The sequence below is a fragment of the Pseudomonas spartinae genome (assembly GCF_965197125.1).
Classification (GTDB): Bacteria; Pseudomonadota; Gammaproteobacteria; order Pseudomonadales; family Pseudomonadaceae; genus Aquipseudomonas; species Aquipseudomonas composti_A.
In genome coordinates, this window is record NZ_CBDAMB010000005.1 from 43684 (window position 1) to 56218 (window position 12535).

General features: G+C 63.2%; 12 protein-coding genes. 2 read left to right on the plus strand and 10 right to left on the minus strand.

The window, feature by feature from the left end:
• The first annotated feature begins 174 nt into the window (after nucleotides 1-174).
• Nucleotides 175-516 carry a YggL family protein gene (locus tag ACN8M7_RS13025; protein WP_045735171.1) on the plus strand — a complete coding sequence of 114 codons (342 nt, stop codon included), beginning with the start codon at nucleotides 175-177 and terminating at the stop codon, nucleotides 514-516.
• Nucleotides 517-621: 105 nt separating this feature from the next.
• On the opposite strand, the gene ACN8M7_RS13030 is transcribed toward ACN8M7_RS13025, so the two are convergent.
• From ACN8M7_RS13030 to ACN8M7_RS13060, 7 genes are all read right to left on the minus strand, one after another.
• Nucleotides 622-3573: an HD domain-containing phosphohydrolase gene (locus ACN8M7_RS13030; protein WP_490261028.1), complete on the minus strand. Its 2952-nt coding sequence runs from the start codon at nucleotides 3571-3573 to the stop codon at nucleotides 622-624.
• A 70-nt stretch (nucleotides 3574-3643) separates the two neighbouring features.
• Nucleotides 3644-4708: an FUSC family protein gene (locus ACN8M7_RS13035; protein ID WP_490261029.1), complete on the minus strand. Its 1065-nt coding sequence runs from the start codon at nucleotides 4706-4708 to the stop codon at nucleotides 3644-3646.
• 12 nt (nucleotides 4709-4720) lie between these two features.
• Nucleotides 4721-6052, minus strand: a complete 1332-nt coding sequence (locus ACN8M7_RS13040) for a deoxyguanosinetriphosphate triphosphohydrolase (RefSeq protein WP_061238111.1) — start codon at nucleotides 6050-6052, stop codon at nucleotides 4721-4723.
• Nucleotides 6053-6124: 72 nt separating this feature from the next.
• Nucleotides 6125-7288 (minus strand): EAL domain-containing protein, encoded by a 1164-nt coding sequence (locus ACN8M7_RS13045; RefSeq protein WP_490261030.1) that lies wholly within the window; start codon nucleotides 7286-7288, stop codon nucleotides 6125-6127.
• A 101-nt stretch (nucleotides 7289-7389) separates the two neighbouring features.
• Nucleotides 7390-7689 (minus strand): hypothetical protein, encoded by a 300-nt coding sequence (locus ACN8M7_RS13050; RefSeq protein ID WP_061238109.1) that lies wholly within the window; start codon nucleotides 7687-7689, stop codon nucleotides 7390-7392.
• Nucleotides 7686-8045 (minus strand): phage holin family protein, encoded by a 360-nt coding sequence (locus ACN8M7_RS13055; protein WP_490261031.1) that lies wholly within the window; start codon nucleotides 8043-8045, stop codon nucleotides 7686-7688. Before ACN8M7_RS13055 ends, ACN8M7_RS13050 begins: the two co-directional genes overlap by 4 nt.
• An 8-nt stretch (nucleotides 8046-8053) precedes the next feature.
• On the minus strand, nucleotides 8054-8371 hold the full coding sequence (locus tag ACN8M7_RS13060; RefSeq protein WP_490261032.1) for an ElaB/YgaM/YqjD family protein: 318 nt from the start codon (nucleotides 8369-8371) through the stop codon (nucleotides 8054-8056).
• Between the two features lie 373 nt (nucleotides 8372-8744).
• Here ACN8M7_RS13060 and ACN8M7_RS13065 point away from each other — a divergent pair, with 373 nt between their 5' ends.
• Entirely contained in the window at nucleotides 8745-9953 is a 1209-nt protein-coding gene (locus ACN8M7_RS13065) for an ammonium transporter (protein ID WP_061238106.1), read from the plus strand.
• Nucleotides 9954-10036: 83 nt separating this feature from the next.
• Here ACN8M7_RS13065 and ACN8M7_RS13070 read toward each other — a convergent pair whose 3' ends face one another.
• Genes ACN8M7_RS13070 through purM form a run of 3 tightly spaced genes read right to left on the minus strand, consistent with a single transcriptional unit; the run spans nucleotide 10037 to nucleotide 12464 of the window.
• On the minus strand, nucleotides 10037-10753 hold the full coding sequence (locus tag ACN8M7_RS13070; RefSeq protein WP_490261033.1) for a DUF3108 domain-containing protein: 717 nt from the start codon (nucleotides 10751-10753) through the stop codon (nucleotides 10037-10039).
• A gap of 8 nt (nucleotides 10754-10761) precedes the next feature.
• Complete coding sequence (gene purN / locus ACN8M7_RS13075; protein ID WP_490261034.1) at nucleotides 10762-11406, minus strand: phosphoribosylglycinamide formyltransferase; 645 nt, start codon at nucleotides 11404-11406, stop codon at nucleotides 10762-10764.
• On the minus strand, nucleotides 11406-12464 hold the full coding sequence (gene purM / locus ACN8M7_RS13080) for a phosphoribosylformylglycinamidine cyclo-ligase (RefSeq protein WP_061238103.1): 1059 nt from the start codon (nucleotides 12462-12464) through the stop codon (nucleotides 11406-11408). The genes purN and purM overlap by 1 nt, the downstream gene beginning before the upstream one ends.
• Nucleotides 12465-12535: the final 71 nt, after the last annotated feature.

Genomic DNA, 12535 nt, shown 5'->3' on the forward strand with positions numbered 1-12535 from the left:
TGCCGGCATTATGCCGCAAGATTCTGCCCGCAGTCGGCCGCGTCCGCTTAAAAACAATGGTTGCAAACAGCTGGCGTTCAACATCTGAGAAGGGCTGTTGGTGCGACACAAGGCGGGCGCTCGGCCGGCGAAACTGCTAGAGTGCCGCGCGTTATCACCTTTGAGGATTGTTTCATGGCGACCAACCGTTCCCGCCGTCTGCGCAAGAAGCTCTGTGTCGATGAATTCCAGGAGCTGGGCTTCGAGCTGACCCTGAACTTCAAGGCCGACTTGAGCGACCAGACCCTCGACGATTTCGTCGATCAGTTCCTCGATCAGGCTATCGCTGGCAATGGCCTGGATTATGTCGGTGGCGAAGACTTCGGTCTGGTCTGTCTGGCCAAGCGTGGTTCGGTCAACGAGGAGCAGCGCGCTGCCGTCGAGGCCTGGCTGAAGGGCCGTGACGAACTGGAGAAGTTCGAGCTCAGCCCGCTGCAGGATGTCTGGTATCCGGAAAACCCGATCAACCAGGCGTAAGCGATATTTGGCGCCGGGTTCTCCGGCGCCTTATGGCCCCTGCCAGGGTGTTGCTGCGCAGCGGGGAACTGACCTGGTGCCGGCGCTCAATGCGCCCGGCGCACCCTAGATGACCCCCGCCTTTTCCAGCAGCACCTGCTCGTCTACCTGATCGATCTGCTCGGCCTGCATGAAGCGTTCGGCATAGCGCCGATAGATGCCGGAGCGGATGAACAGGGCGAACAGCTGCGGATCGATGTGCGCGCCTTTGCACATGCCAACCATGATGTTCAGCGCCTCCGACAGCGTCTTGCCCTTCTTGTAGGGGCGATCCACCGCCGTCAGGGCTTCGAAGATATCGGCGATCGCCATCATGCGTGCCGGCAGGCTCATTTGCTCACGCGTCAGGCGTTTGGGATAGCCGCTGCCGTCCATTTTCTCGTGGTGTCCGCCGGCGATCTCTGCGACGTTCTGCAGGTGTTTGGGGAAGGGCAGGCGGTCGAGCATCAGAATGGTCTGCACGATATGGTGGTTGATGATGTAGCGCTCTTCGGCCGTCAGCGTGCCACGGGCGATGCTCAGGTTGTGCAGCTCGCCGCGGTTGAACTTGTACTGCGGCACTTCGAGCTTGAAGCCCCAGCGATTGTCCGGCGTGATTACTTCCTGGTTGGTGTGCTCGATCAGGTGATCCGGGCGGTCGGCGAGTAGTGGCTCTTCCACCGGCAGACTGCTTGGCGCCGAGCGCTCCAGGCGTTTGGCTTCCTCCCAGGAAACCCCCAGACGGTTGTCCAGCGTGCGTAGCCAGCGTCGCTCGGCGATCTGCTGCAGGCGTGTCTGATCGGCATCGGCCATGGCCTCGCCGCCCAGGTTGATGCGTGCGACGAAGGCGAACTCGTCATCCAGATCACTCAGCAACCGGTCACGCAGTGTGGCCAGTGCAGTCTCCTCGCCGCCTTCGGCGCGTGCACGCCAGTAGGCGACCCAGGCGTCACGCTTGAGCACCTCGAAGCGCATGCGCACTTCGTGGATGCGGTCGTACAGGGTCTCCAGCTTGGTCGCCTTGTCGACCACGTATTCGGGGGTGGTGACCTTGCCGCAATCGTGCAGCCAGGCAGCAATATGCAGGGCTTCCCATTCTTCGTCAGTGGGGTTGTAGTCGCGAAACTCCGGCGCGTCGCTCTCGGCGGCGGCGCGTGCCAGCATCAGGGTGATTTCCGGTACCCGCTGGCAGTGGCCGCCGGTATAGGGACTCTTGGCATCGATGGCGCCTGCGATCAGTTGGATGAAGGCGTCCAGCAACTGCTTCTGCCGAGCCAGCAGGCGCTGGCTTTCGATGCACAGAGCAGCGCTGCCCGAGACGGCGTCGACGAAGGCGATACGGTCCGGGCTGAGCATGCTCTCGCTGTTCTCCCCGGTATCGCGCTGCAGCAACACCAGTACTCCGACGGTATCACCCTGACGGTTGTGCAGGCCCGCCGCGATCAGGTGTAGACGCGGACTGTCCATGGCCGAGAGCAGCCCCTGGAATTTGCCAGCCTGATCGAAGCCGATGGAAGTGGCGACGCTGTCGCCGCCACTGGCCGGTCGTTGCAACCAGGCGGGCAGGGTCGGATCGTCATGGGCCAGACCCTGGATGCCCAGATCGGCGAGGTTACGGCCCTGGCCGTCGATGATCAGCCCCTGGGGTTCCAGTCGGCCGCTGTCGTTATCCAGCAGATAGAGCAGGCCGCCCTGGGCTTCGCTGATGGAGACGGTGGCGTCCATTACCCGTTTGATCAGCGCTTCGAAATGGGTTTCTGCAGACAGGCTGGCGGCGATGTCGAGGAAGCTGGACAGGGTGTCCTTCATGCTGCTCATCGATACCGCCAACTGGTCGACCTCGAGAATGGGCGAGCGTCCAGTGGCCGGAAAGGCGAAATCGAAGCGGCGGATAGCCTGCGCTTCCTGCACCAGGCTGCGCAGCGGTTTGACCACCAGGCGTGAAGTCAGCCAGCCCAGTGGCAGGCACAGCAGCAAGGTGGTGAGGGTGATCAGGGCGCCCTGCCAGCGGATACGGTAGGCCTGTGCCAGCAATTCGTGTTCGGGAACCAGCAGCACCAGATCCAAGCCCTGCGGGCCGCCTTCCTGAATGTGCCGGTGCGCCATGACCCAGCGCTGTTTGGACAGTTCGACGACGCCCTCGTCCTGATCGCTCAACTGACCGGCCAGCAGTTCACCCAGGGCGGGGTTGAGTTCGCTGACCTTCACCAGCGAAAACTTGCCATCGACCTCCTTGAGCAGGCGGCTGCTATCAGGGTAGGCCACGGCGTTGCCTTGGCTGTCGGCCAGTACCACCTGGCTGTTGGGGGTGACTTTGTGGTTGGCCAGGGTGGCGGATAGGTCATCGAGGGTGAGGTCTGCGCCGATCACCGTGGTCAGGCCGGCGCGCCTGGCCAGGGTGGTGCCGATTTCCTGGGTGGAGAAGAACAGGTAGGGCGCAGTGGTGATCTGTCCGCCGTCGCCACGTGCACGCCTGAACCACTCACGCTGCCTCGGATCGTAGGGTTCGCTGAGCTTCTGCCGGCGGCTGATCTGGTTCAGCGAGCCGTCATAGAACAGGTAGTCGCTCTCGATTCCGGCGCTGCTCCGGTCGATGGCCCAGACCTGGTAGGCGGCTTTGTCCGGCGCGTCGAAGCGCTGCTTGAGCATGTCGCTGCGCAGCGGTCTGACCATGAAGAAGTCGCCATCTTCATAGCCGAGATAGATCGAGGCCAGCTTGGGATTGTCGCGCAGAGCCTGGACGAACAGTGGCAGCATCTGCAAGCGTTCGTCGAGCGTGCCGGCCTGCGAGGCCGGGTGCAGTGCCAGCAGGCTCAGTACGTGGCGTATGGGGCGGTAGGTGCTGTCGAGGTCCTTCTGTACGTCGTACTGAATGCGTTCGAAAAGCGTCGAGCTGCTGGAAAAGATCAGTCGGCTGGTCTGCTGGTAGTTGAACAACCCGAGTATCACGCCGGTGAACAGCAGCAGAAAGGTGAACAGGATGCTGATGTGAACGTGCAGGGGAAAGCGGCGTTCACGGGGAACGGCAGAGTTGGGCATCGCACTTCACTCCTTGCGGGCGCTGCGGGCTTCAACAGCATAGTGAAGAGTGAGCGAATCTGCCGAAACGCTATAAAGGCCGCTGCGAACTGTCCTCGGCTTTGCCGGGTTTGTTCAGTTGCAGGCGCAGGGCATGCACTGCGAGTGCGATCGTCAGGCTCAGGGCGACACCGATCAGCACGTTGAGCAGGCGAACTTCGGCCAGGTGCCAGTCCTGCGCCAGGCTTTCGGCCAGGAGCACGAAGCACAGGCTGGTCTGCAGTACGAACAGGCCGTAGTGGTTGGCCTGCAGTGCCCGGCTAAGAAATACCAGCGCCAGCAGGATCATCACCATCATTGGCGGGCTTTGCAGGCTGTGGCCGAGGATGATCAGCAGGCCGGCGGCGGCGAGACTGGCCAGGCTCGCCTGCAGGGCGCGCACCAGGCTGCCCTGAAATTCCAGCTGCAGGGTGCTGATGACGGTCAGGGTCAACCAGTAGCCGCGCGACAGGCCGGCCAGGTTGACGATCAGTCCCGATGCGGCGAAAGCCAGCATGCAGGCCAGGGCGTGCAGGCGCCACTGCTGCCGTGGCAGGCGCTGCGCGTGACGCTTGAGTACCTTGAGGATGCTGATGAAGCGTGGCATGTACGGCCACATGCGCAGGCCATGCAGGCCGCGCAGGCCGAAGGCCAGCAGCATCACCCAGAGCCCGCCGAGGATGAACAGCATGGCCACCGCATAAGGGTTGTGCAGGTTGCCGATACCGAACTGTCCCTGACCGAGGCACAGGCAGATGCACAGGCCGATGCCGAGCTTGCCGGCCTCGCTACCAAAGCGTTGCAGCCAGGCCAGCAGCAGGCCGAACGCGGCGAACGTGCACAGGCTGACAAGCGGGTAATTGCCGGCCCAGAAACCCAGGCCGGCACTGCAAGCGCCCAGGCCGGTGAGCAGCAGCATGCGCAGCATGCCGAAGCGGTGCAGGGGGGTGGCCTGAGCCGCCTGAAAGGCTCCTGCAGACGCCCAGAGAAAGCCGCTGTGCGCGGTGAACAGGCCCAGCACCAGCGGCAAGGCGCAGCCCAGCACGGCGACCACGGCCGAACCCCAGGCCGGCGGGCCGGCGTGCCAGGTAAAACTGTTGCGAAGCAGTTTTTTCATGCGCTATTTTCGTCAGACCGGGCTCGAACGGCCCGTCATCTCCCTCGCCATTTCAGTAGCGTAGCTGTCCGTCATGCCGGCGATGAAGTCGATCACGCGCATAAATGAGCGATACAGTGGCCAGCCCGGTTCCGGGGCGTAGTAACTGAGCAGGTCGAGAATGCGCCGGTGCTTGAACGACAGTGCACGGCCGCTGTGCTGTTCCAGCGCCGCGCCGCAGAAGGCATTGAGGAGAATCTCCAGCGTCGTGTAGGCGCCGATCTCGTGCAGGGTCTTGCGCTTGTCGTGGAAGATTTTCTCGCGCGCGAGGGACTTTGCGCTCTGCACGCAATGCTTGGCGGCGCCGTGCATGTGTTCCACCAGATCACCCTGCAGACCGCCGCCCAGCAGGGCCTGTTGTTGCTCGACGAAGGCGCTGGCCGCGGCGTTGGTCAGGTGTTCGATGGCCTTGCCGCGCAGGATCGCCAGTTTGCGTCGGCGCGAGTCCTTCGGGCCGAGCTGGCGATAGGTCTCCGGCAGGTCATCGCCCACCAGGTCGAGCAGCAGCGCCTCGACTTCGGTGTAGTCGAGCAGCTCCATTTCCACGCCATCTTCCAGGTCGATCAGGCCGTAGCAGATGTCGTCCGCGGCCTCCATCAGATAGACCAGAGGGTGGCGTGCCCAGCGCTGCGTTTCCAGTTGCGGCAGTTCGAGTTTGGCGGCGATCTGTTCGAGCAGCGGCAGCTCGCTCTGGTAGCAGCCGAACTTGTGCTTCTTGTAGCCCTGAGCGTCTGCGTGGCGGGCGGTCCAGGGGTATTTGAGGTAGGTGCCAAGGGTCGCGTAGGTGAGCCGCGTGCCGCCGTCGAACTGGTGGTATTCCAGTTGGGTAAGCACGCGAAAACCCTGGGCGTTGCCTTCGAAATTGAGAAAGTCGGCGCGCTCGGCATCGCTCATCGCATCCAGCCAGCCGCGCCCGGCGGCCTGCTGAAACCAGTGGCGAATCGCATCTTCGCCGGAGTGACCGAACGGCGGGTTACCGATGTCGTGGGCCAGACAGGCCGACTGCACCACCATTCCCAGGTCGCTCGGCGTGCACCAGTGGGGCAGTTCGTCACGCAGCATCTCGCCGACACGCATGGCCAGCGAACGGCCGACGCAGCTGACTTCCAGCGAGTGGGTCAGGCGTGTGTGGATATGGTCGTTGCTCGAAACCGGATGCACCTGGGTCTTGCGTCCCAGACGACGGAACGCACCGGAGAAGATGATGCGGTCATGATCCTTGTGGAAGGGGCTACGGCCTAGCTCTGCCGAGCTGGGTGCAGGTTTGCCGAGACGTTCGCGGTTGAGCAGGGTGTGCCAATCCAAGGCCTATCCTCGCTAGGTTGATCCAGGCGCCTAGCTTGGGTGTTCGTGCTGTCGGCTGCAACCCCGCTTTGCTTACAGACCGGCGGCGTCGATGTCCACCAGCAGCAGCCTACGGCCGTTGTCGATGAACTGGCCTGCCGTCAGGCAGTACTGGTTGGTGGTGGCGTCGCGGTACGTGGTGGAGAGGGTCAGGCGGCGTTCTTCCCAGCCTTCGGCCAGCAGTTGATAGAAGTAGGGGCGCCATGACCAGTTGTGGCCGAGGTAGCGATCATCGGTCTGCCATGCGCCATGGCGCCACTCCAGATTCGGCGTGAGCTGGGTGCCGTGGCGATCGCACTGATAGATGCGCAGCAACCAGGGGTAATTGTCCGGCGCCATCAGGTGTGCTGCCGGGGCGCCGCTTTCGGCCCAGAGCCGGAGTTCGGACATCAGCTCGGCCAGTTGTTGGCGCAGGTTGACCAGGCGCGCGCGCTCGGCGAGTTTCTGTTGCACGTAGTTGTCCCGCAGACTGGCGAAACGGCCGACGAAGGCATCGCTGGCAAACAGCTCTTCTTCCGGCTTGGCGAACAGGAACCCCTGCACGTAGCGGGCGCCGCACTCCAGGGCGAAGTTCAGCTCGGCTTCGGTTTCCACCCCTTCGGCGATGATCCAGCAGCCGGTTTTTTCGGCCATCTGCGCCAGTGCCTTGACCACTTCGCCGCTGGGGCCTCCGCGGGCGGCTTCCTGGAACAGGCGCATGTCCAGTTTGAGGATGTCCGGTTGCAGCGCTAGCACCCGATCTAGTTGTGAGTAGCCGGCGCCAAAATCGTCGATGGCGATGCGGGCACCGGCATCGCGGTAGCGCGATACCACGTCAGGCAGTCGCTGGCTGGCGCCGCCGAGTTCGGTGATTTCGAAGACGATGCGTGTCGGGTCGATGCCGCTGCGTTGCAGCTGGATCAGGCTAGGCAGGGGTTGCGCCGGGCGCAAGCGGCTGATCCAGCGCGGCGAAATGTTCAGGCTCAGAAACCAGTCCGCCGGAGCCTGGTGAAAGCGACGCAAGGCATCCTCGCGCACTTGGCGGTCGAGGCGGCGCAGGGCGGCGGGCGGTGTCTTCGGGTCGGCAAAAAGAGGTCCGGCTGAGCGCGCCTGGCCATCGGCGGTGCGCAGCCGTGCCAGCGCCTCGACGCCAGCGATACGGCCGGTAGCGGTGTCGATAAAGGGTTGGAAGACGGCAAAAGGAAGTCCGTCGATCACCTGGGGTGTCCTTAGCGCTCAGCGGTTGAGCCGCCTAATGGCGGCCGGGTTGCTCAACCTAGCAAGATCGCGGCCAGTCCAGGTTCAGGCCAATGACTGTTTCAGTCGACGCCGTTTTGCCGGCGCCGGAGCAGCGGCGCAATGATCAATGCCAGGCGCAGCCAGCGTCGCCAGCCGCGCTTACCGCCGAGCAGGCCGGCCAGCGCCAGTGCGCCGCCAGTGAGCAAAAATGGTGCATTGCCTTGGCGCAGGCGTTGCCCGTACTCCCGTACCTGCTTCAACGGTTGGCTGATCTGCAGCATTTCATGACGCAGTTCCTGGCGGTGCATTTCCAGGCGCATGCGCAGGACGGCTTTACGCAACTGGCGGCGCGAAGCGCCCGGGGGCAGGGTCGAGGTCATGGCAGCAGTTGCTCGCGGTCACGTTGCAGTTCTTCCAGGCTGGCGCTGAATGGCGTTTCAGTGTTGCGCAGGCTGATCAGCAGCCAGGCGCCGCAGCCGAGCAGGCCGCAACCGTAGAACAGGCACAGGCCGGTGGCTACCGCCAGGCGATGGCTGTCCCAATAGATGATCAGCAGCAGGGCGGATAGGCCGATCAGCAGCAGCAGGGCGAAGGCCAGGCACAGACCGCCGAGAAGCAGCGCTCGCAGTGCCTGGTTACGTTGGTCTTCGAGTTCGTGGGCCAGCAGCGCCACATGGCCCTGGAGCAGCCCCAGAAGGGCCGCTCCCAAGCGTCGTGGCGACGGTCCGTTGGGCATGGGCGCTGTCAACGGCGGCTGATCAGCAGGCCCAGTACCAGGCCGATGGCGGCCGACAGGCCGAGCGCCTGCCACGGGTGTTTGTGTACGTAGTCCTCGGTGGCGTCGACGGCGATCTTGCCTTGCTCGCGCAAGCCGGACTCGGCTTTGTGCAGGGTGTCGCGGGCGCGGCCAAGGCTGTCGCGAATGTCATCGCGCAGGGCTTCGGCCTGTTCGCCGGCGAGGCTGGCGGAATGCTGCAGGAGCTTCTCGGTGTCGCTGACCAGAGCCTGGAATTCATCCAGCAGGGCGTCCTTGGTGCTTGGCGTAGCGGCTTTGCGTGGCATGGTGAGCAGTCCTCTGCGTTGGGTGTGTACTGTATTACGAGTGTTCTGTAGCGCAAGGGTTCCGCAATCATAGTCGGGAAGTGACCGGTTTGGCGTTTGGTATAGCGATTGCATTTTGCTGGTGCGCGAAGGTTGGGTAATGCCCCTTGATGGGGCTTTATCGGCAAGGCTCAGGATGGTCGATTTCGCGCATAACCATTTGATTAACAAGAAATAAGCATCGATCAGTCAAATTTCGGTGGCGCCATTTCAGGGCCACTGGACGGCACTTTTCGAGGGCGCGCTTCATTGTGTGGCTGCATTGTGGTGCGCATTTTCGGCTCTGTGCCTTTGTTTGGTGCCTTTTCTTCTGCCTCTGGAGTTTTCTTTCTCGATGGAAAACATCAACAGTGCCGTGGCCACACTGATCCACGGTTCCAATACCCTGTTCATCCTGCTGGGTGCCATCATGGTTCTGGCCATGCATGCCGGCTTTGCCTTCCTCGAAGTGGGCACCGTGCGGCAGAAGAACCAAGTCAACGCGTTATCGAAAATTCTCTCGGATTTCGCTATCTCCGCCCTGGCGTACTTCTTCATCGGTTACTGGATCGCCTACGGCATCAATTTCCTCGAGCCTGCTGCGGTGCTGACGCAGAACCATGGCTATGGCCTGGTGAAGTTCTTTTTTCTGCTCACCTTCGCGGCTGCGATTCCAGCGATCATCTCCGGCGGTATTGCCGAGCGCGCCAAGTTCGGCCCGCAGTTGTGCGCCACGGTGTTGATCGTGGCGTTCGTATATCCCTTCTTCGAAGGCATGATCTGGAATGGCAACTATGGCCTCCAGGCCTGGCTCGAGGCGCGTTACGGTGCAGGCTTCCATGATTTCGCCGGCTCCGTGGTGGTGCATGCCATGGGTGGCTGGCTGGCATTCGGCGCGGTGGTATTGCTGGGGCGGCGCAATGGCCGCTATCGCGATGGCAAGCTGGTGGCCATGGCACCGTCGAACATCCCGTTCCTAGCGCTGGGTTCCTGGATCCTGATCATCGGCTGGTTCGGCTTCAACGTGATGAGCGCGCAGACGCTCGAAGGCGTCAGTGGCTTGGTGGCGGTCAACTCGCTGATGGCCATGGTCGGCGGTACGGTCGCCGCGCTGCTGGTGGGGCGCAATGACCCGGGCTTCCTGCACAACGGCCCGTTGGCCGGTCTGGTCGCGGTCTGCGCTGGCTCGGACCTGATGCATCCGATAGGTGCTCTGGTGACGGGGGCGATTGCCGGTGCCTTGTTCGTCTGGGCGTTCACCGCCACGCAGGTGAAGTGGAAGATCGATGACGTCCTCGGTGTCTGGCCGCTGCACGGCCTGTGCGGCGTCTGGGGGGGCATTGCCTGCGGCATCTTCGGGCTGGAAGCGTTCGGTGGCCTGGGCGGTGTGAGTCTCACCAGTCAGGTGATCGGCACTGCACTGGGCGTGGCGGTTGCGCTGGTCGGCGGCTTTGCGGTGTACGGTCTGCTCAAGGCGTCGTTGGGCATTCGCCTGAGCCAGGAAGACGAATACAACGGCGCCGACCTGTCGATTCACAAGATCGGTGCGGTCAGCCAGGATTGAGGCGCTTGGCGGGCGCTGTCTGACAGCGCCCGAGCGGGCAATAAAAAACCGGGCATTTGCCCGGTTTTTTATTCGATTGCGGATCAGTCGCGGCGGCCTTCGACCGGTTTGCCGTCGACCGTGCCTTCCTTGAGCATGATCTGGTATTCCTTGCCGTCGGTTTCCACCTGATGCAAGCGCACCAGCAGGTGGCCCCAGTCCTTGGCGAACCACAGCACGGTCTTGCGGGTGCTTTGCGTGGGGTCACGCACGCGCTCGACCTTGATCGCATCGATCAGACCGGCCTTGGTGCGCACCACTTCCTCACCCAGCACGCGGAAGTCGTAGGTTTCGATCTCGTCACCGTCGACCACCTGGTAGCTCACGCTCTTCTTGCCGGCCGCAACGTCCTGTTGCAGGGCGATCTGGTAGGTCGACTTGTCCAGCAGGCCGCGATTGAGCGGGAAGCGCACGGCGTCACCACGGTCGCTGCCGATCACCTGTTTCTGTTCCCAGTCGAAGTCCTGTTCGACTTTCTTGCCTTTGCCCAGGCCGCTGCGGTTGAGGCGGTAGGTGAGCGGCATCAAGGTTCCGTTATCGACGCGGAAGGTGCTCTCTTCGGTGAGGCCGGCGACCAGCATCGAGGCTTCGAAGTTGAGGGTCCAGCGACCGTCGTCCTCGTGTTTGAGGCTGCGCTCGGCGCTGCCGCTGACGGGCAACTGCTTCCAGTCCGCGGTATAGCTGGCGGAGAAAGGCAGCAGGTCCTCGGCAAGGGCTGGCAGGCTGAACAGTGTCAGGGCGAACAGCAGGGCACGACGCATAGAGTCTCCTAGGTTCGAATCAGGTGGCCGCTGGCGGGCAGCGGCTGGCCATCCAGCATTGCGCCTTGAGCGCCAAGACGCAAGCGGCCCTCGGCAAACCAGCGTACTGCCAGAGGATAGATCTGGTGTTCCTGCTGGTGTACGCGGCGAGCAAGGCTTTCGGCCGTGTCGTCTGCCTTAATCGGCAACACAGCTTGTACGACCAGAGGGCCACCATCGAGTTCCTCGGTCACGAAGTGCACGCTGCAGCCGTGCTCGGTATCGCCTGCTTCCAAGGCTCGCTGATGGGTATGCAGCCCCTTGTGCCTGGGCAGCAGCGAGGGGTGAATATTCAGCAGGCGGCCAGCGAAGTGCTGAACGAAACCCGGTGTGAGGATGCGCATGAAGCCAGCCAGCACCACCAGGTCGGGTTGGTGGGCGTCGATGGTCTGGATCAGGGCCGCGTCGAAGGCTTCGCGACCGTCGAACTGCTTGTGGTCGAGCAGGCCGGTGGCGATGCCGGCCTGTTGCGCTCGCTCCAGGCCATAGGCATCGGCGCGGTTGCAGATAACCGCGGCGATGCGGGCCGGATTGCCGTCGTGGGCGACGCTGTCGATCAGCGCTTGCAGATTGCTGCCTGATCCGGAGATCAGGACGACGACATTGCAGGGCATCAGTGGGCTTTCAGGTTGTTCAGCTGAACCTGGGCTGCACCTTCTGCCGCTGCGGTGATCTGGCCGATGACCCAGGGTTGCTCGCCACTGGCGCGCAGGCTGGCGAGGGCCACTTCGACCTGCTCCTGAGCGACGCAGATGACCATGCCGACGCCGCAGTTCAGCACACGGTGCATTTCATGCTCGTCGACATTGCCTTGCTCCTGCAGCCAGTCGAACACGGCCGGGCGATCCCAGCTGGCCACGTCGATAACGGCCTGGGCGCCTTGCGGCAATACGCGCGGAATGTTGTCCAGCAGACCGCCGCCGGTGATGTGAGCCATGGCCTTGACCGCACCGGTGTCCTTGATCAGCTTGAGCAGCGGCTTGACGTAGATACGGGTCGGCGCCATCAGCAGATCGGCCAGGGCCTTGCCGTTCAGTTGCACCTGCTCGATGTCGGCGCCGGAAACTTCGATGATCTTGCGGATCAGCGAGTAGCCGTTGGAGTGCGGGCCGGAGGACGGCAGGGCGATCAGGGCGTCGCCAGTGACGACCTTGGAGCCGTCGATGATCTCGCTCTTTTCCACCACGCCGACGCAGAAACCAGCCAGGTCGTAGTCTTCGCCTTCGTACATGCCCGGCATTTCGGCGGTTTCACCCCCGACCAGAGAGCAGCCGGCCAGTTCGCAACCGGCGCCGATGCCGGTGACCACGGTGGCGGCGACGTCGACGTTGAGCTTGCCGGTGGCGTAGTAGTCGAGGAAGAACAGCGGCTCGGCGCCGCAGACCACCAGGTCGTTGACGCACATGGCGACCAGGTCCTGGCCGATGCTGTCATGCTTGTTCAGGTTCAGCGCCAGGCGTAGCTTGGTGCCGACGCCGTCGGTGCCGGATACCAGCACGGGCTGCTTGTAGCCGGCCGGGATCTCGCACAGGGCGCCGAAGCCGCCCAGGCCACCCATGACTTCCGGACGGGCAGTGCGCTTGGCCACGCCTTTGATGCGTTCGACCAGGGCTTCACCGGCATCGATGTCGACGCCTGCGTCCTTGTAGCTGATGGAGGGTTGCTTGCTCATAGATCCGGGCCTTTGGATGGGGAGTTCGTGTAGGCGCCGACGTGGCGCAGGCTCATCCAAGGAGCCCGGCG